Annotated in this window: 20 protein-coding genes and 1 pseudogene; 11 read left to right on the top strand and 10 right to left on the bottom strand. The window is 41.2% G+C overall.

Features of this window, described 5'->3' with window-relative positions; translation table 11 throughout:
- Positions 1 to 152: 152 nt before the first annotated feature.
- On the top strand, positions 153 to 944 hold the full coding sequence (locus HUN01_RS28415; RefSeq protein ID WP_181928966.1) for an SDR family NAD(P)-dependent oxidoreductase: 792 nt from the start codon (positions 153 to 155) through the stop codon (positions 942 to 944).
- Positions 945 to 1,107: 163 nt separating this feature from the next.
- On the opposite strand, the gene radC is transcribed toward HUN01_RS28415, so the two are convergent.
- Complete coding sequence (gene radC / locus HUN01_RS28410; protein ID WP_181928965.1) at positions 1,108 to 1,839, bottom strand: RadC family protein; 732 nt, start codon at positions 1,837 to 1,839, stop codon at positions 1,108 to 1,110.
- A gap of 171 nt (positions 1,840 to 2,010) precedes the next feature.
- On the opposite strand from radC, the gene HUN01_RS28405 reads away from it, so the two are divergent.
- Positions 2,011 to 2,574: a hypothetical protein gene (locus HUN01_RS28405; protein ID WP_181928964.1), complete on the top strand. Its 564-nt coding sequence runs from the start codon at positions 2,011 to 2,013 to the stop codon at positions 2,572 to 2,574.
- Positions 2,575 to 2,620: 46 nt separating this feature from the next.
- Positions 2,621 to 3,196: a hypothetical protein gene (locus HUN01_RS28400; protein ID WP_181928963.1), complete on the top strand. Its 576-nt coding sequence runs from the start codon at positions 2,621 to 2,623 to the stop codon at positions 3,194 to 3,196.
- Between the two features lie 218 nt (positions 3,197 to 3,414).
- Here HUN01_RS28400 and HUN01_RS28395 read toward each other — a convergent pair whose 3' ends face one another.
- Positions 3,415 to 4,353, bottom strand: coding sequence for a phosphoribulokinase (locus tag HUN01_RS28395; protein WP_181932853.1), 939 nt, complete (start codon positions 4,351 to 4,353; stop codon positions 3,415 to 3,417).
- Positions 4,354 to 4,491: 138 nt separating this feature from the next.
- On the opposite strand from HUN01_RS28395, the pseudogene HUN01_RS28390 reads away from it, so the two are divergent.
- A pseudogene (locus tag HUN01_RS28390) lies at positions 4,492 to 4,803 on the top strand (transposase); the annotation flags it as partial.
- An 83-nt stretch (positions 4,804 to 4,886) separates the two neighbouring features.
- Here HUN01_RS28390 and HUN01_RS28385 read toward each other — a convergent pair.
- Complete coding sequence (locus HUN01_RS28385; protein ID WP_181928962.1) at positions 4,887 to 5,693, bottom strand: hypothetical protein; 807 nt, start codon at positions 5,691 to 5,693, stop codon at positions 4,887 to 4,889.
- A 649-nt stretch (positions 5,694 to 6,342) separates the two neighbouring features.
- Entirely contained in the window at positions 6,343 to 7,143 is an 801-nt protein-coding gene (locus HUN01_RS28380; RefSeq protein ID WP_181928961.1) for a histidine kinase, read from the bottom strand.
- 191 nt (positions 7,144 to 7,334) lie between these two features.
- Here HUN01_RS28380 and HUN01_RS28375 point away from each other — a divergent pair, with 191 nt between their 5' ends.
- From HUN01_RS28375 to HUN01_RS28360, 4 genes are all read left to right on the top strand, one after another.
- Entirely contained in the window at positions 7,335 to 7,559 is a 225-nt protein-coding gene (locus HUN01_RS28375; protein ID WP_181928960.1) for a hypothetical protein, read from the top strand.
- Between the two features lie 56 nt (positions 7,560 to 7,615).
- Positions 7,616 to 7,951 (top strand): cytochrome c6 PetJ, encoded by a 336-nt coding sequence (gene petJ / locus HUN01_RS28370; protein WP_181928959.1) that lies wholly within the window; start codon positions 7,616 to 7,618, stop codon positions 7,949 to 7,951.
- Positions 7,952 to 8,064: 113 nt separating this feature from the next.
- Positions 8,065 to 9,084 carry an aldo/keto reductase gene (locus tag HUN01_RS28365; protein ID WP_181928958.1) on the top strand — a complete coding sequence of 340 codons (1,020 nt, stop codon included), beginning with the start codon at positions 8,065 to 8,067 and terminating at the stop codon, positions 9,082 to 9,084.
- Between the two features lie 58 nt (positions 9,085 to 9,142).
- Positions 9,143 to 13,084, top strand: a complete 3,942-nt coding sequence (locus HUN01_RS28360) for a tetratricopeptide repeat protein (RefSeq protein ID WP_181928957.1) — start codon at positions 9,143 to 9,145, stop codon at positions 13,082 to 13,084.
- A gap of 46 nt (positions 13,085 to 13,130) precedes the next feature.
- On the opposite strand, the gene HUN01_RS28355 is transcribed toward HUN01_RS28360, so the two are convergent.
- The 3 genes from HUN01_RS28355 to HUN01_RS35685 form a co-directional block, all read right to left on the bottom strand.
- The gene (locus HUN01_RS28355) at positions 13,131 to 13,559 is read right to left on the bottom strand and encodes a type II toxin-antitoxin system VapC family toxin (RefSeq protein WP_181928956.1); all 429 of its coding nucleotides are present in this window, start codon (positions 13,557 to 13,559) and stop codon (positions 13,131 to 13,133) included.
- Entirely contained in the window at positions 13,556 to 13,786 is a 231-nt protein-coding gene (locus tag HUN01_RS28350) for a type II toxin-antitoxin system VapB family antitoxin (RefSeq protein ID WP_181928955.1), read from the bottom strand. The genes HUN01_RS28355 and HUN01_RS28350 overlap by 4 nt, the downstream gene beginning before the upstream one ends.
- A 69-nt stretch (positions 13,787 to 13,855) precedes the next feature.
- On the bottom strand, positions 13,856 to 14,227 hold the full coding sequence (locus tag HUN01_RS35685) for a DUF433 domain-containing protein (RefSeq protein WP_238845689.1): 372 nt from the start codon (positions 14,225 to 14,227) through the stop codon (positions 13,856 to 13,858).
- 12 nt (positions 14,228 to 14,239) lie between these two features.
- On the opposite strand from HUN01_RS35685, the gene HUN01_RS28340 reads away from it, so the two are divergent.
- Genes HUN01_RS28340 through HUN01_RS34960 form a run of 3 tightly spaced genes read left to right on the top strand, consistent with a single transcriptional unit; the run spans position 14,240 to position 14,911 of the window.
- Entirely contained in the window at positions 14,240 to 14,512 is a 273-nt protein-coding gene (locus HUN01_RS28340; protein ID WP_181928954.1) for a hypothetical protein, read from the top strand.
- Positions 14,509 to 14,664: a hypothetical protein gene (locus HUN01_RS34965; RefSeq protein WP_203219504.1), complete on the top strand. Its 156-nt coding sequence runs from the start codon at positions 14,509 to 14,511 to the stop codon at positions 14,662 to 14,664. The genes HUN01_RS28340 and HUN01_RS34965 overlap by 4 nt, the downstream gene beginning before the upstream one ends.
- Positions 14,665 to 14,668: 4 nt before the next feature.
- On the top strand, positions 14,669 to 14,911 hold the full coding sequence (locus HUN01_RS34960) for a hypothetical protein (RefSeq protein WP_203219503.1): 243 nt from the start codon (positions 14,669 to 14,671) through the stop codon (positions 14,909 to 14,911).
- Between the two features lie 380 nt (positions 14,912 to 15,291).
- Here HUN01_RS34960 and HUN01_RS28330 read toward each other — a convergent pair whose 3' ends face one another.
- The 3 genes from HUN01_RS28330 to HUN01_RS28320 all read right to left on the bottom strand — a co-directional run bounded on the left by HUN01_RS28330 (position 15,292) and on the right by HUN01_RS28320 (position 19,120).
- Entirely contained in the window at positions 15,292 to 15,765 is a 474-nt protein-coding gene (locus HUN01_RS28330) for a DUF4385 domain-containing protein (protein ID WP_181928953.1), read from the bottom strand.
- 329 nt (positions 15,766 to 16,094) lie between these two features.
- Entirely contained in the window at positions 16,095 to 16,790 is a 696-nt protein-coding gene (locus HUN01_RS28325) for a DUF305 domain-containing protein (RefSeq protein ID WP_181928952.1), read from the bottom strand.
- Between the two features lie 107 nt (positions 16,791 to 16,897).
- Complete coding sequence (locus HUN01_RS28320) at positions 16,898 to 19,120, bottom strand: dynamin family protein (protein WP_181928951.1); 2,223 nt, start codon at positions 19,118 to 19,120, stop codon at positions 16,898 to 16,900.
- Positions 19,121 to 19,246: the final 126 nt, after the last annotated feature.

The raw sequence follows: 19,246 nt of genomic DNA, 5'->3' as shown, positions 1-19,246 counted from the left end.
GGGGAATGCTTGTTGTGTAGTCAGTGATTAGTTTTTATTAATTAGCAATTTTTAATTATTGTGAAGAGAGAATAATTAAGGTTAAAGAGCGTTAAGTTAATAACAACTAATAACTAATGATTCATTTTTAAGCTGTTAACAAAGAAAAAATTATGCAGAGTAATCGCAAACAAACGGCTCTTATTACTGGTGCATCTGGCGGCATCGGTTATGAATTTGCAAAGTTATTTGCTCAGGATGGTTACAATCTTGTGTTGGTAGCTAGAAGCGTGGACAAGCTGAATAAAATCGCTGATGAATTTAAAAATAAATTTGGCATTGTTGTCAAAGTTATTTCCAAGGATTTATCAAATCCATCAGCCCCAGAAGAAATTTTCACTGAGCTAGAACAAGCATCTATCAGAGTTGATGTGCTGGTAAACAATGCTGGGTTTGCTACCTACGGATTATTTCACGAAATTGACCTGAATGCTGAAATGCAAATGCTACAGGTTAATGTTGTATGTCTCACACATTTAACCAAGTTATTCCTTAAGGGTATGGTGAAGCGGGGGTCTGGAAAAATATTAAACGTGGCTTCGACTGCTGCTTTTCAACCAGGGCCGCTGATGGCAGTATACTACGCTAGTAAAGCTTATGTATTATCGTTCACAGAAGCGATCGCAAATGAGTTAGAAGATACAGGTGTTTCTGTAACAGCGCTTTGTCCAGGGCCTACCGAATCTGGTTTTCAACAAAGAGCCGCAATGGAAGACTCAAAGCTAGTAAGCGGTCAAAAAATTATGACTGCGGAAACAGTAGCCCAAATCGGCTATCGTGGTCTATTAGAAAACAAAACTGTTGTCGTTCCTGGAATTAAAAATAAGCTCCTTGCTGAATCTGTAAGATTTACTCCCAGAAAGCTAGTGACTAAACTAGTCAGAAATATGCAGGAAAGCAAATAAGTTTTACCATAGCAATCTTAAATCAAACGCGCAGAAACAAGATCCCGGACTTCTTTAAGAAGTCCGGGATCTGCGGTTTGCAATTCTCACGAGTCTTTAATTACGAATTACGTTAGCGTAGCGGTAGCGAGTCCGCGAGCGTCATTACGAATTACAAATTATCTTAATCCCCCTGCGGATGCTCATCCCACAGGGTTGTTAGTTCCCGCAAACTTTGATGATTGCCATTGCCCAAAATCAGATGATCTAGTACCGGAATGCCCAAAAGCTGCGCCCCTGCTAACAACTGACGCGTCAATTCTATATCTTCCTGGCTGGGTTCAAGGTTCCCAGAAGGGTGGTTGTGGGCAACTATTACCCGCGTTGCACCTTGGCGAATAACTTCTCGAAAAATATCACGGGGAGAGGCTAGAGTTTCGGTTGCGGTACCAATGGTAATTACTTGCGTACCCAATAAGCGATTCTTAACATCTAATAGCACCACTGCAAAACGTTCTTGTATCTGCCACATCAAATCTTGACTGAGGGTAGCAGCCGCAGCAAGTGGGCTATCGATTAATGTGCCGTCATTGGGACGAGATTGAAAAGCGCGTTTACCCAATTCAATTGCTGCTAAAATACTTGTCGCCTTCGCCGGGCCAACACCAGAAATTTGCATCAACTCAGCAGGGCTAACTTCTCGCAGAACTACCAAAGGATCGCGTTGGTGTTTGGCTAATTCGCTCAAGATATATTGTCCCAAACCTACAGCAGAGAGTTTTCCTGGGCCTTGACCGGTGCCTAGTAGAATTGCGATTAACTCTGCTGTGGCTAAAATTTTTGCACCATGCGTCATTAATCGCTCACGCGGACGCTCATTTGTAGGTAAGTCGGCAATTCTGAGGCAATAGGTCATAGGAAACTAAGAGAATAGTCACTAAAGATGTAACTATCTTTATTTATCCCTTGTTTGCTCTCAAAAACATCTTTATTTGAGAAAATCTTTAACCTTGGTCAGTTTCTATGGGTAATTTCATTTACAACCTTCAAAGGGAACACTAAAAATAAGATGATTTAGGAGATCGCTATGTTCGATGATTTATTCAACAATCTCAAAGGTTTTATTGACTCTAAACTTCAAGAAGTCGGTAACGATCTGCAAAAGCGCTTCGGCATTCCCGAACCCACAGAGCCATTTGTGCTGATTCGTAGATTCACACCTGCCGATTCTACGGTGACAAGGGGATGTATTGCAATTGTCGGAGAAAGCTGGCAAATTGAAGCTTATGACGATAATACTCAGCGTTTTCTAATTAATAGTACAGATCCTTTGCGAAATGTCATCTTGTTTGAAGTTGCAGAACCCGATGTCCAAGAGTGTGTTTTTGCTTGTCAATTTAACGCGAAAGCACTAAACACAGAAAAACCAATTAAAGTTAGTTTAGGTTGGCGGAGAACGGGACAATGGGGCACAATGACGAGATTATGGCCAACAGAAGTTTTACTAACGGAAGATTTGCAGCCTTATGAAGCGCGTGCCTATTTTAAAAAAGAAGCAGATGCTGCCACAGTTCAAATTAGTGTGCAATTTGAGAGTAGTGGCATTCTTCAAATTAAAGATATTGAATTGTTGCAAGCCCCTGTAAAGTAACAATCATGAGCAATACCTGAAATTTGAGTAATTAGTAAAGTACGCTATGTTTGACGAGCTATTCAACAATCTGACAAATTTTATTCTCTCTAAAGCTCAGGAAGCCCTTAAGGAGCTAGAAAAACCCCTTGCTATTCCCGAAGCCGCAGAGCCATTTGTATTGATTCGTCAATTCACACCTGCCGATTCCACAGTGACAAAGGGAGGCATTACAATTGTCGGAGAAAGTTGGCAAATTGAAGCTTATGACGATAATACTCAGCGCTTTCTAACTAATAGTACAGATCCTTTGCGAAAAGTCATATTGTTTGAAGTTGCAGAACCCGATGTCCAAGAGTGTGTTCTTGCTTGTCAATTTAATGCGAAAGCGCTGAACACAGAAGAATCAATTGCAGTAAGTTTGGGTGTAGGTAGACCAAGAGAATCGGGCGAAATGAGAACAACTTCATGGGGTAGAGGAGTTTCACAAACGGAAAATTTTCAGCCTTACAAAGTGCGTGCCTATTTCAAAAAAGAAGCGAATGCTGCCAAGATTCAAATCAGTGTGCAATTTGAGAGTAGTGGCATTCTTCAAATTAAAGATATTGAATTGCTGCAAGCCCCCGTCAAGTCACAATCATGAGTATCTGAGTTTATAATCATAATTATATTACTTTGTCAAGATAGTTTTTAGGGTTTGTAGTAAGCACTTTAGTGCTTAGAAAATAAGGACTAAAGTCCTCACTACGAACTTGCTTACCCATCAATTAAAACTTGACAGACTAATAGTGCGCTCGCATAATTCAACAGTTCAATACTACACGCGATCGCAAACCATTCAAACCCCTTCATTTTAGCTAATCACTGATAAGTTTGCGTTGCTTTCAGCATGTGGTAGGTAATGATCAACTGAGTCAAAGCCAGAGGATAACTTTGCAGTGTTTCTCCAGTTGTACCAGCAATTTTACCCAGTTCTGGATTACTTTCGCGATCGCAAATACTTCGTAAATGGGGCATATCAGAACAAATAATATGCTCTAGCTTATTTACCTGTTCTAAGGTTGCATGACCATCAACTTCTAAGACATCCACAGGCTTACTCATATCCCTGTCTAGCCCCAAGCGGATTGCTGAGTCAGAATTACCATAGCCAGAGTTGACAATCTCAGTAAAATCTGGGTGGGGAATTGTCGGGCGAAGTACCAGACGGACATTTAAATGGCCATTGGTTTCATCATCTTCCTCGGTGGGTGGATAAAAACTAATGACTATATCAGACCATTGCCGCTGCGGACGGATAAATTGTGATGAGTCTGGTTCACGCTTTTCTAGTTCCGCTAATACCTGTTCAGCCGTGTAGCCGCGCTTTTGGGTGTCTCGCTTAACTTTCCACTTAGCGCGTAGTTCTTCTGGGGGTGCAAGGTAAACTTTCACATCGTAAGAGTCACGAGCAGCACGAGTAGAATAACCGAGTAATCCCTCAATAATCACGAATTTATTCGGCTTGATATACTGCGGTGGCTCAAATGTGCCGGTTTTATGGCTATAAACTGGCTTCAGAATTGGTTGTCCCGTGCGTAGCAACGACAGATGTTGCTGCATAATATCTAAGTGATTGCAGTCCGGGTGGAGGGCAGTGATGCCAATTTCTGCACGTTGTTGGCGATCGTAACGGTGATAATCATCTGTACAAATGAGCGTAACATTTTCTGGGCCGAGTACCTGAGCGATTCCTCGCGTTAGTGTTGTTTTCCCAGCCGCGCTGTCGCCGACAATACCAAGAATTATTGGACGGCTCATCATACCTCCCACAATAAAAACAAGTTTATTAATAAAATTCCCTACAATAGTTTTCATTCTAGAAGGGTTTAGGCGAGTAACTCAAACAAAGGCTTGGTATGCAATATCTCTACATATAGAATCTCTGTGCGTAAACAAGTACTCAAGAAAGTCAATCAAATGGGGAAGCAGGTTTGCCGCTTAACGACCATCTGGGTCGATGCTGGTTTTGATGGCTTTGAGTTTATGCAGTGGGTTATGGATGTTTCCCACTGGATTGTGCAAGTAGTATTGCGCCCCAAACAGCACAAAGGCTTTGTTTTACTCCGCAAACGTTGGGTTGTTGAACGCACCTTCGGTTGGCTCATGGGGTATCGGCGGTTGGTCAGAGACTATGAATTACTACCTCAAACCTCAGAGACGTTTATCTATCTTGCCATGATCCGTATCATGGTCAGGAGATTGGCATAAATTTTCACCCCTTAAAACTTTTCAAACAGCCTCTTAGGTCAAACCCCTTTAAAGTGTGAAAGTTAGTAATAATAGAATCAAACTTAATTCTTTTCACCATGAGCAACGTAAGCAGAATCTGTAACAATTCCCATTAAACTCACAGGTGCATTTGCTGAAACGTAATAGTAATCAACTCGCGTTGCTAAATTATCAATTTCTCTATACCTTCCCTTAACATAAATTACGAGAACGGTTGCTTTTTCCAGCCAATTCAGTACAAAATCAACTTGCTCTTTAACTTTTTCTTCCCGTTTGTTAGTTGCATCAGTATCAGAAAGCCCAGCGAATTCTTGTCCTGAAAGCAGATTAGAATTTATTAAATCCAGTATAAAAACATCACCTATTGGATTCTTAGGTTGTCTTCTTTGATTCCAAAACCTAACTTTTTGAAAGCCTCGTTTTTGCAACAATTTACAATCATTAGTCTCTAGATCATTGCTAGGCAAGTAATAATCTACAACCGTCGAAGCTATCACCCTTTCACGCTGCAAAGTTCGCGTAACTGTTGCGACTTCTGATTTTACTAAATCAGCAACTTTATTATCAATTTCCTGGCGAATGACCTGGCTGGCAATTTTTTTAGCATCGTCTAAGTTTTTGCCAAATACATAGGCTAAAAATCCACCTAAAAATGCAAATACTACTAAGGTAAATTGCATCGCACCCACAAATTTGTTAAAACTTTCACTCAATTGACCATTGGTCGCCTTGAGAAATTCCAATTGGCTTTTGAGTAATTCAATATCATTAACATTTTTGGCCGGTGTTGGTAATGGTGTAGGAGTGGGACTTTGGGCAATAATCCAATCACCAAGGTGAAATACATCAATTGAGATTAGCCAATCCATAAGACATTTGCTCGATTTTTAACCCGACGTTGGAGGATGATTTCTAAATTCAATACCCGTGAATTAAATTCTCAATCTGCCATTGAGAAAAGGATTTTTAAATCTTTATTCAAGTCTCTAATTTCAGATTTATAATTGGAATTTTATCGTTTATATTTAGACATTTTTCTTTTTACAATACGGGGATTGACACGGTTACGCTAAAGTCGGTTAATTTAAGATTCAGAGATTAAGAACAATAAGTATCCGCTTTGGATTTCTTGTCGTTTTAGAGAAGCTATTATGGTAATTTTAGAATAACCATGAAAATCTCCTCAAATCGCAAGTTAGAAATATTAATTAATACTTTGACATTTTCGTTAACAATTAGTTACCAACTATATATTTGATTTGGGCATTTCCTATTAGAAAACTCCTTTTTATAGAATTCTTTAGTTTGCAAACTTGTTATTGTTTATCGATTTCATTCACGGGTATTGAACTTAAGCCAAAACCCAGTGCTGTTGATATTAGTCATGAGTAAACCCTGCAAAAAATAAGGTAATCTAGATTTTCAGCATCGAGTCTAATTATATAAATACATTTGTAGGGGTGCAGCCATTGGCTGCACCCCTACAAAAAGAGGATTTTTGTCAAGAAGGAATATAGTCTATTTATGAATAGTCTCCCGCTCTTTATCAGCAGGTTCCTTATCTTTGAATAAGTCAGCGGCTGTTAGGAGTAACTCTCTTAAAGTCTGTTTGATTTGGCGCTCTTTTCTTGCTAGAGATGTACCAGCTTCACCCAGTTTATCTTCTAGCTGCGATCGCTTTTCTCCTACCTGTACGACTACAGACTCAGCTTGGGGACGAGCTTTATCATACCAGTGTTTAGCCTCGTCTAGATAATCTTGAACCTCCATATTACGTCCGCCATAGCGTGCAGCCATATTAGCTCGGACAATGGCTAGCTGCGCTTGCAGTTGCGCGTAACGTTTCTTTAACAATCCGACTTCTTCACTATCTTTAATGGCATTGACAGCAGAATCAATTGCAGTTTTGGTACTAGCTGGTTTTTCTTTACCCGTCTCTTCAATCTCTGCCAAAATTACATCAACCTCTTGCTGGAGTTGTTCTTCTTCACCATCCAGTTGAGCCTGTAGCCGCTTGATATCTGTTTGAGTTTGAGCAATGCTTTCGTGCCTTTTGCTATTAATTCCTTCCAGCGCTCCTTCAATGGAAGCTGTTACTTCATCTTTGAGTTCACTACCTTTTTCTTGAAAGTTTTCAATGACAGCAGAGACTGCATCTTTAACAATGCTACGAACTTCACTAGAACCTTGTTTAAACTCAGACGAGACTTGAGAAACTGCGGATTTGACAATTTCTCGAATCCGCTCAGTTCTTAATTGTCCAGTTTCTTTAGCTTGTTGCAGGTCTGCTTGAATTTGTTGTTTGATATTGTTAGGCATTTTCAACTCTTGGAATTTAACTAATTGGGATAAAAGTTTCTAGAAGTGTTCCTACATCCCCATTATGGCGTAGCCCGATCAGGCTTGGCACTGCCTTTAGATAGAAAATTGCAATCCCAAAGAGGTGATGTGTAAGATGTTGCCCATTTGTGAGATGATGAATATTTAGTGGTAGTAATTTATAGGAAAATATGTGGCGAGTAAATATTACTTGTTCGGGTGATGCCTGGAAGATTTATGGTGTTGAATTTAAAGCGATCGCAGAGAAATATCAAGGTGAATTAATTGGTTCCAAAAAAATGCCAGATGGTACGCGGATTATGTCCTATAAAATTGAGGATGTTAGCGATGCAGAAGCCTTTCAAGAAGATTGTGTAAATTTTGCTGGATTTACAACAGATTTTGAATCCCTCTAGTATTGGTTCTTACACTTAATACTTGCAACCAGTATGTCCAAATCGGGAGAAATTAATTGAAAAAGTTACTCAGATTAGTATTAGTAACAATTTTGTTATTAATCATTACTTTTACTTTGCCTGCTAGTGCAGCAGATACAGTTAATGGTGAACAAATATTTAGTGTTCATTGTGCTGGTTGTCATATTAACGGTAGCAACATAATTCGGCGAGGTAAAAATCTCAAAAAGCAAGCCCTAAAAAAGTATGGTATGGATTCAATCGAGGCTGTTACATCCATAGTAACCAATGGTAAAAATAATATGTCAGCTTACAAAGAGCTACTCACTGAACAGCAAATTCAAGACGTTGCTGCTTATGTTCTCGAACAAGCTGAAAAAGGCTGGCGTTAAAAAGTAGATACACGATTGATGGCGTCTGTTAGGAATTATGAATTATCAGTTATGATTTATCTATTAGTAATTCTTAAGTCTTGCCATTCCTACTTTTCACTCATAAATTGAAAATGAACTTACCCGCAGCTAGCCGTCTCCAATTTACTCCTGATTTGAACATCTGCCGCATATTAAATGGGATGTGGCAAGTCTCCGGCGCACACGGACGGATCAATCCCAATGCCGCCATTGAGACTATGTTCAAATACTTAGATGCAGGCTTTACCACTTGGGATTTAGCAGACCATTATGGCCCCGCAGAAGACTTTATTGGTGAGTTTCGCTGCCAACTAATTGATACTCGTGGTAAAGATGCTTTATCTCAGGTGCAAGCCTTTACGAAATGGGTACCTCGTCCAGGCAAAATGACGAAAAAACTGGTTGAGGAAAATATTGATATTTCCCTGAGAAGGATGAATGTGGAATCGTTAGATTTGATGCAATTTCACTGGTGGGAATATCAGGATAAAAATTATCTAGATGCCCTTAAATATATGGCGGAACTTCAGACTGAAGGTAAAATTAAGCATCTAGGTTTAACTAATTTTGACACGGAAAACTTGAAGATTATTACCGAAGCAGGTATCAAAATTGTTTCTAACCAAGTGCAATTTTCTCTAGTTGACCGCCGTCCTGAAGTTAATATGGTGGAGTTTTGTCAGCAGCATGACATAAAGCTTTTTACTTACGGTACAGTGTGCGGCGGTTTGTTATCAGAAAACTATTTGGGGAAACCGGAACCGCGAGGATTTGATCTTTCCACTGCTAGTTTGAAAAAATATAAAAATATGATCGATGCTTGGGGTGGTTGGCAATTATTTCAAGAGTTGCTAGCTATCCTCAAGGAAATTGCTAATAAACATGGCGTAAGCATTTCCAACGTTGCAGTGCGTTACATTTTAGATCAGCCAACGGTGGGCGGTGTGATAGTTGGTGCAAGACTTGGTGTCTCTGAACATATAGAAGATAACGCCAAAGTATTTAGTTTTAGTTTAGATACAGACGATCGCGATCGCATCAATGCAGTATCTCGCCAATCACGCGATTTGTACCAGCTTATCGGCGATTGCGGCGACGAATATCGGCGATAATTTCAGGAAAAAGGTGATAATACGGTGAAGGTTACTGTGGAAACTACTGCTGTCAGCCATGCCCCTAAACTTCACCTTCGCCCTCAGTCAACAGCAAACTTTTGAACTGCGCTGTGATTATGGCTCACGTCGCCTGGATAAAACGGAGTTGGCAGCGCTGATTGATTTGTGTGAGCAAAATTACTATGCTCAACAAAGAGATCATTTACCCTATCTCACCCAGTTGGGACGGCAACTTTATCAATGGCTGGATGGTAAAGAAGGATGGCTGAGAAGGGCGCTGGATGAAGCAGATGAGCAAACGATTCTTCTAGATTTGATTAAAACCAGCGAAGCCCAGGGATTGAACCCGGAAACAGAACGGGTAGCGTTGGGATTGGCGCATCTGCCTTGGGAATTGCTACATGATGGTGCAGGGTTTTTAATAGAACGCCAGAATCTTTCCGTTTTACCAGTGCGTTCTGTGCAGCAGCGTCAAACTCAAATAATTGGCGTGCAAAATCGCCCTTTGCGGTTGCTGTTTATGGCGACTTCTCCTGAAGATCCCAGAGTTCCACCACTAGGGTTTGAGCAGGAAGAAGCAAACATTTTGCAAGCAACTAAAGATCAGCCTTTGGCGTTGATTGTCGAGGAAAGCGGCTCGGTTGCAGAGTTAGCCAATTTAGTGAAATCCTACGAAGAAAACTACTTTGATGTCTTTCACCTCACAGGACACGGGATAATTTATACCAAAAAAGATTACGGCTCTTTGCTGTCAACAGGTATAACGCTGGCAGACAATACCCCCTGCTTCATCACTGAAGATGAGGTGGGGAATATGCAACTTACTACCGTCAATGATTTAGCTAAAGCCTTTCGCGATCGCTGGCCGCGTGTAACTTTTCTCTCTGGTTGTCATACGGGACAGGTAGCTAACAAGGGGACAGTACCCTCGATGGCGCAGGCATTGGTGAAAGCAGGGGCAGGTATAGTTTTAGGCTGGGCGCGTCCGGTGTTTGACCGCACGGGTATTGTAGCAGCACAGGCACTTTATCAAGCTTTGGCGACGGGGGCAAGTGTGGAAGCAGCAGTCAAAGCGGCGCAGCAGGAGATGATTGACAAAGAATGCACCGACTGGCATCTGTTGCGGATGTATCGGGATACGCGCCCCATTGCAGAACTGGTAACACCTCTGAGAACAAGAAATCGTGAAAAGCTGAAGTTTACACCGTCAGAGCAAGAATTTTTGGATGAGAATAATCAAGTTAAAGTTGCCAGTCAGTTTGAATTTGTCGGACGCAGACGACCTTTGCAACGATGTCTCAAGGCTTTGCAAGAAACCAGCGACCAAATCGGGGTGTTTATTGCCGGGATGGGGGGGCTGGGCAAAAGTACTCTGGCGGCGCGGTTATGTACGCGGGTGCAGATGCAGCGTTCTAACTTTGCGCGAGTTGTGTTGATTGGGCCTTTGGATGAGATAGGTTTGCTGACTAAGCTTTCTAATAAGTTTGAGAGGTTTGCAGATGTTCCCCAACTGCTGAACGAACCAAAGGTGTCTCTTAAAGGACGGTTGCAAAACTTTTTTGAAGCAATAGAAAAAGAACATAGTCAACCCCTGTTGCTGGTGCTGGATGACTTTGAGCAAAATATTCCCGATACTAGCGTTAAAAATGGTTCACTGCGGATGACGGCAGAGGCTTACGAAATTTTAGGGGCGATTTGTGCGGCATTGGAGGAGAACGGGGCAGAAAGTCGGCTGATTGTCAGCTGTCGCTATTTGAAAGAAGACATCTTGCCACCCCACCGCCTGCACTTGGAATCTTTGGCAGGGATGAGCAGTAGTGATATTGATAAAATTTGCTTTCCTTTAGATAAAGAAGTTAGGCAGCAGTTAAGAACTCAGCGAATTATTCACATTGCTGATGGTAATCCCCGCTTGCTGAAGTGGCTGTTAGAGGTGATTCAGCAACCAGGAATAGCGGCGGATGAATTACTGAATCGGCTGGAGGCGACTGAGCAGAAATTCCGCGAAGATATCTTGGCACAAACTCTGCTCGATGCCTTGGAATTGGAAGAACGAAAGTTTATCGCACGCTTGAGTGTCTTTCACTTGCCCGTTACTGTTGAAATCATTAACGCCATCTCCCCCTCTCTTGCTTCTCTGCAAAAGCTTGTCAGCCTCAGCTTAGTTGAGTCTGCTACCACTCACCCCACCCAGCCAGCTAATTATCGAGTGACGACAATTTTAGAATCGTTGCTAGAAAAAGTGTTGATTCAGGAAGAATGGCAAACAACGCGACAGCAAGCGGTGAGGAAAATCCATAACGTTTGGTGGGAGGAGAATGACAACCCCACGGAAGCAGAAGCACTGGAAATTGTACGTTTGGGATTGCTGGCAAAAGAGCAGGAGATTGCTGTCAGTATTGGAGATAGGATTGCAAGCAGTTGGGTGAACAATTCCCGCTTTGTGGAAGCTTTGGAGTTATGTAAGCAAGTTCTAGCAGTTTTTCAGGATTACCGCATCTTGGGAACCATTGCCAATGCTGAAAGATTTTTGGGTTTTGTACAAGAGGCTGCTGCCCATTATCAGCAAGCTTTAGACCTTTGCCCTGAAGAGGAATTGCAAGAAAAAGCCGCTACCCTCAACAACATGGCACAGGTATTCGCTCAACAAGGGGACATCCCAAAAGCGATCGCACTCTGGGAGCAATCCTTGGAAATATCTGAGCAGATTGGCGATGTCAAAGGTAAAGCCGCTACCCTCAACAACATGGCACAGGTAATCGCCCAACAAGGGGACATCCCAAAAGCGATCGCACTCTGGGAGCAATCCTTGGAAATATCTGAGCAGATTGGCGATGTCAAAGGTAAAGCCGCTACCCTCAACAACATGGCACAGGTATTCGCCCAACAAGGGGACATCCCAAAAGCGATCGCACTCTGGGAGCAATCCTTGGAAATAAAGGAGCAGATTGGCGATGTCAAAGGTAAAGCCACTACCCTCAACAACATGGCACAGGTATTCAAACAACAAGGGGACATCCCAAAAGCGATCGCACTCTGGGAGCAATCCTTGGAAATATCTGAGCAGATTGGCGATGTCAAAGGTAAAGCCGCTACCCTCAACAACATGGCACAGGTATTCGCCCAACAAGGGGACATCCCAAAAGCGATCGCACTCTGGGAGCAATCCTTGGAAATAAAGGAGCAGATTGGCGATGTCAAAGGTAAAGCCACTACCCTCAACAACATGGCACAGGTATTCAAACAACAAGGGGACATCCCAAAAGCGATCGCACTCTGGGAGCAATCCTTGGAAATATCTGAGCAGATTGGCGATGTCAAAGGTAAAGCCGCTACCCTCAACAACATGGCACAGGTAATCGCCCAACAAGGGGACATCCCAAAAGCGATCGCACTCTGGGAGCAAGACTTAGAAATATCTGAGCAGATTGGCGATGTCAAAGGTAAAGCCCTGACCCTGGCAAACATAGCTTATTGGACAGGTGAAACCGGGGATAAAGTTAGGGAATTAGAACTGAATTTGCAAGCTGCTTTGGCACTTACACAGGTTTGTGCTTATGTTGATTTAGTGACAGTTTTAACTAGCTTAGGCTTAACTGATGAAAGTAACGGTTTGGTTTACCTAGCTCAAGCAATCTGGCTGACACTGAGAATTCAAGCACCTTTAGGAGATGCCATTGAGTTAATTCGTGCTTTATATAATAGAGTGCCTCAAGGCGATGAACTAGAAGCTGTGTTAGGAGCAACGACTATGTTCTTTTGCAAACTTCGAGGTGAAGGTCATCCGCAGTTAGAGGAACTTCAAGAGCATAGTTTCAACATTATATTAGGTGCGGCAAATGCCCAAGAGATTGAAACACAGGAAGCATTTGATAATTGGTTTGTTCAGCAACGGCTAAATGATCCAGAATATTTCCTCCCGCGACTCAATCAGCGTCTAGAGGAGATAGTCGGCGATGGGTGGTTGTTTGACCCTAGTCAGGTTGTGGGGGGATGAGGGAGTGCGAATATCTCGGCTCAATACCGGGTTGGGTGGTCATAATTTACACAAGACTGTAAGGATTCATAATTTTAACTGGTGTCAGTTTAAAATCATCAACATTACGGGTAACTAAAGTTAATTTATGATGATGTGCTGTTGCGGCAATTAGACTATCCATTACAGCTAATTTTTTACCTTTCAATTCGGCATTTGCAGAAAATTTTGCCCAATTATCTAAAATATCATCGGTTAGCGGTAAAATATGAGAATTAAATTCAATTTCTACTCTTTGCAGCCATATTTTTAGTTTTTGATATCGTTCAGGTTGTGAGTCTTGGATCTTATAAATCCCTTTTTTTATTTCAGCGATAGTAATACTACTTAAAAATAATTGTTCAATCGGTTGCTGATTTAACCATTGACTAACTTGGGGGCTGGGAGCTTTTTTAACAAACTCAGACATTACACAGGTGTCTATTAGATAAGTCATAGTTCAAAATTCCTACCTGTGTCTCTATCACGTTCAAACAACGAGGCGATATCATCTTCAGCAGATTCGTCGTCTATAAAACGTAGTCGCTCAAATAAAGGCAGTTCTTTTTTTTGTTGCTGCAAGTAATTGAATAATATTTTAATGACTGCTTCCTGTGGATTTTTATAGTGACTGACTGCGATAATTTCATTAATTAGTTCATCATCTATTGTGATAATGGTCATCGCTTTGTCCTCGGTTGTGTAAAATACAATTTATGCAATCTGAATAATTTTTTTAAGCTTATTGCATACTTATAGAAAAGATTCTTCACGCATACACTCTGCTGTAAAAGCAAATACTGCCCTTAATGCTTCTGGAGTTAGAGTAGGATAATTTTTTACCACTTGTTGTTCTGTCCATCCTGCTGCAAACAAACTCAATAAGAACTCTACAGATAAACGAGTTCCTTTGACAGTCGGCTTACCCAGCAGAATTTTGGGGTCTGAATGAATGTACTGTTGCCAGTCCATAGTTTGTACTCCGACTAAGCTACAGCTATTGTTGCACAGGATGATGATTGGTTGGCTTGGTGAAGAGGGGATGCGATGGCGCAGAGCGCCCGCCTTTCCTGCGGAACGCTCTGCGAACGGCGATCGCGTTACTCTTAAATTAATTGACGACAATATAACCAGCTTATGCAATCTCTCAATATCACACTGCCAGATGCGATCGCTAATGCTCTAAGTGCTTACATCGGCGATCAAGAAGTTTCCTTACCTGCTAACGCTATCGTAGAAAATGCCCTCGAAGAATTCCTCAGCCAACGTGGTTATTTACCTCCACAAAAGCAAGCTTTACGCCTTACTCCTGCACCTAAGGGAAGCGGATTTAAAGATACGTCAGTAAATCACGATAAAATTCTAGCTGAACAAACGTTTTTGCAGTCATTGCCACCAAACACACCTTGAGAGCCGTAATTGCTGACACTGGGCCTTTATATGCTGCTGTAGATATAGACGACCAATATCATGAGCGATCGCAAGCCGAACTACAACGTATAAATACAGAAAATTTAATAATCCTAGTTAGTTCCCTTTCCTGTTTACCTGAAAACATATAATCTTTTGCTATATCGTCTCGGAACTGAACAAGCGATTAGCTTTGCTAGACAATGTATAGGAGCAGTTCATTTCGTCAATCCTTCACAGGAACAATATATGGCAGCAGTTAAAAAAGCTGCAAGTTTTCCAGATCAACGGATTACCGTCTGCGATGCTGTCACTGCCATTTTGTCAGAAGAAATGAAGCTACCAGTGTGGACGTATGACTTTCATTTTGATCTGATGCTGGCTCAGGTATGGCGGTAAACAACTATGATTATTGTTGGATTGCTGAGTGGGGAAATGCGATCGCGCTAATCTTAAATTAATTGGTGGCAATATAAAAAGTTTCTGCAATCAGTCTTCTAGACTCATTCACGAGTATAAAAGACTCGTTCACGAGCATCAAAGACTCATTCACGAGTATAAAAGACTCGTCAGCGAGTATAAAAGACTCGTTCACGAGCATCAAAGACTCATTCACGAGTATAAAAGACTCATTCGCGAGTATAAAAGACTCGTCGGCGAGTATCAAAGCCTCGTTCACGAGTATAAAAGACTCATCGGCTGTTTGGTAGAGTATGTTAGCGACCGCAGTGAAAACATCTTAGAAGGTGCTTTACGTTCCTAACGCACCTACGAAGTTATTAATCTACTTCATACATCTGCTTATGCTTGGCTAAAAGCTCTCGATATTTCTCATTTGTCTTTGCTTCTACCCACTTGGCTTTAAATATTGCTGCTGATTCCGCTTTAACTTGGTCTACTTCGTAAGGAAGAATCTCTTTTTTGGAACCTGAATCTTCGGAATTTTGTTTATACTTCCTGCCGCTTTTATGATTAGCATAACGGCGAGAGCGAGTATACCCCATTTGGATAAACTTCCTTGCCATATCTGCGCCGACAAAATCATCTTTCTCTAAATAATCAAGAAACATCTCATAGATTTTTTCACTAGACTCTCTAGCAATCTCAGGAGTTTTGAATCGCCAGTAAGGAAGGATTTCTGATTTGTATGGTTCAACCAAAAGTACACCCTGTTCACCCTTCCCAACACGATAGAGTTCAGGATGTTGGCGAAAATCAATAGTTTTAAAGTCTAAAGAATAATCAAAAGCCATGATAGATTTTTATTAGAAATAGTAAACTTTAAAAAAAAGTTCAACTTCTATCTAAGTATTGAGATTTATCGAATTAGAGAATCCCCTACTCGCTACGTTGAGATTGATGAAGATGTTCGACGATGCATGACAAGCAAGTTTCCCTATGGAATTCTTTACACGATTGAGCAAGACTATATTCTTGTCCTAACAGTGATGCATTGTAGTCGAGAACCTGGATACTGGAAAAGTCGTAGATAATCGCAGTTGCCAGCAGGCGAACACTATGATGCACCAGAACCTACCAAAATGGTTGGTTGAGTCGCAAACAAAGATTTTTGGCAATGCGATCACTTGTTATACCAAGTTTTTCGCCACTGCTGCATTTGCTTAATCTCTGTATTTTGTGCCTTGATAATTTCTTGGGCTAATTGCTTGACTTCAGGGCGCTTAGATTTACTCAAGACATCTTTTGCCATTGTTACAGCCCCTTCATGGTGAGGAATCATCGCATTGATAAAGCGCAGATCAAATTCAGCATCAGCTGCACCTAAGTCTTGACTCATCATCATGGCTTGCATTTGGTCAGATGACATCTCCATCATGTGACCCATTTGACTGTTATAAGCCATTGGTTTATCTCCGGCGCTGGGATACCAAGTTTTTCGCCACTGCTTCATCTGAGTGATTTCTTGGTTTTGCGATTTGATGATATCGTCTGCTAGTTTTTTAATTTCAGGGCGTTTTGATTTCTGCTGCGCTTCTTTAGCCATTTCCACAGCCCCTTGATGATGCGGTATCATAGCGTCGATAAACCGTAAATCAAAGTTAGCATCGGCTGGGCCTAAATCCATTCCCATACTGTGATTCATGCCACCACCGTGGTTCATCATCTGCTTATCATTAGCATTGCTGGTGGTTGTGTTTGGCGCTTGGCTTTGGTTCTGGGAAGCAGTACTAGCGCAGCCTGTGATTAACCCACCGCCTGAAGCGATCGCACTCAAGGTTAACGCCAAAAAGCCATTCCTCAAAGATAGCAGTTGCATAAATAAGTCTCACCTAACAGTTTCCTAACTCTATATTGACAGCCAGAAATGAAATTAGGATGAATCTAAAGATCCCCGACTTTTTGAGGTGTCGGGGATCTGGTTGTTTATTTATCACTCAAAATTGTGTACGCTTCATTAACTAAGTGCATTTTCTCTTGTGCTTGTTTTAGCAGTTGCGGCTGATTCACAAACAAATCTGGATGCCATTTTTTTACTAAAGTTCGATAAGCCTGCTTTACCTCAGCTAGAGATGCATTTGTTTGCAATCCTAAAATACTGTAGGCGCGAGTAATTTTATCTTTTTGTGTCTGTGTTTTAGGTTGGTTGGGTGCTTCGTTGCTTTGAGTTGTATTTTGCTGTTTACCAGTTTTAAAACCAGGCGTTCGCATCTCTGCTTTCATTCGCGCTATTTCTTCATTAAGTTCCCAATCACGAAATTTTGCCTCCACCTCTTCTTTCCGGGGAGAGGGAGGAGCTTTTGGCGGTGGTGGTGGGGAAACAGATTCTACCCTTGTCCTAGTATTCTTAGTAGTATTTTCCTGTTGTTGCTTAACACCAGGATCTTTTTCAGGGGAAATTTGAACTCTCTTTGGCTGTGGCGAATATTTTCTCTTGGTGTTGCTGTATTTGGGTATTTCTTTATAAGGTTGATGATTTGAGAGGATATTGACTTTTTCTAACTCTCGTAATAACTGATTAAAACCGTTTTGTAACTGCTGCAAATTTTCCCGTTTATTAGTAATTTCTAGTGGTTCTTGACTGACTTCAAAGCAAATTACTTTATCGGCTTTCTGTTCATATTCAGTCAAGATTGATAAGCCTTGACTACTGAAGCTAGATAAATAATCTTCAATTGCGGTTATACAAAGTTTAGCAACGTCTTGATGATAAGATTCCTTTGCTAATTGTTCGTCTTGTTTTTGGATATTCTTGTTTAACAAATAAGAAATACTCCCGACGACAGCAGCACCCACCGGGCCACCTAACAACCAACCAATACCACCACCAACCGCGATGGAACCAGGTTCACTTAAATCATCACTATTACTTGGCTTTGGCGGTAGTATTACTTGTGGTTCGCTAGGAAAGGGAATTAATAAATCTTGCGGCCGTTCTTCTTGAAAAAATTCGTAAGCTTGATAAAGCCATTTCACCGCAGCCAATTGCAATTGCAGCAGGTCTTTTTTAAGAGTATTTATTTGCCAAACTTTAAAGTTATTTTCCGCCAATGCAACTGCTGCATCAGCTTGATATTTTGTCAAGAGCTTGGGTAATGCTAGCCAATTGCGTAACTCTCCTACGCTAGTAGTAAAACCTTTATAAATTAAGTTAGCTGCTTTTTGTTTAATTTCAATTTTGCTATTTTGTTTATCATCAAAGGATTTTATTTCAATAGCAATAGGGTCAATTTTAGTTTTTAATGAGAGTTGGATTTGAGAAGCGATCGCTTCCACTCTTGGTAAACGCACACTACCACGATTTGGTTGCAAAATCCCGACAATATTTTGCAAAGCTGTTTCAAATGCTGCTAACCCGCTACTATTGGCAGCAGCAACATCGCCTTTTAATCTGGCTCTTAAGGCAGGTAAAGCATCAACGCGATATAAATTACTAAAACCTGGAGGTAATTCGGCTCTAAAGCTTTCTGCAACAAACAGCAGGCGATTTTGAACTTGTTTTTGCTCGTCGGGTTCGAGTAAGTTAAGAAAATTGGCAACAAATATAACTGTTTTAATACCGCGATCTAATAACCAATCTCGTAAATTTTCCCGCTCACCCAAAGTCATTAGCTTACGTGCATCTAATAATTGGATAACTAAATCTGCACTTAATAATTGTTCTCGGACTAAATTATCTTGTTCATCTCTATCATTTGTTCCTGGTAAATCGAGATATTCTACACCTGTTTCTAAAAATGGATGTGGACAGAAAACTTCTACAGATGCTACATCTTTTCGCATCTGCCTATTGCCATCAAGAATTGCAAATTGCTGTAAAATTTCTGTGCCACTGCGATATATTTCTGTACCATCTAACAACATGATGCGAGTCCGCACATCAGAGCCATACTTGACAGTAATCGATGCGCCTGTAGTGGGAATTAAATCAATTGGTAAGGTGCGATTCCCTAACATGGCATTCAGTAAGGTAGACTTGCCATGATTAAAAGGCCCAAATACTGCAATCCGAAAGCTAGGATTAATCAGATGATTGCAGATGGTAATTATATCTTGATGTAGTTGCGATTTGCGTTCTAAATTCAGCAACGCAGATGCAGATTTTAGAGAATCTGCTAAATCCTTATAACCTTCATACTGTTGTTGCATAGTTCCCCTATTCCTCGTTCCCAGCTTTTAGCTGGGAATGCAATTCATTGAGGCTCCGCCTCATATTCTTATGGTTATTGGAGGCGGAGCCTCCCAGTAGGCATTCCCAGCTAGAAGCTGGGAACG

The organism is Nostoc edaphicum CCNP1411 (assembly GCF_014023275.1).
GTDB classification, from domain to species: domain Bacteria; phylum Cyanobacteriota; class Cyanobacteriia; order Cyanobacteriales; family Nostocaceae; genus Nostoc; species Nostoc edaphicum_A.
This window is presented reverse-complemented; position numbering and strand designations above follow the sequence as displayed.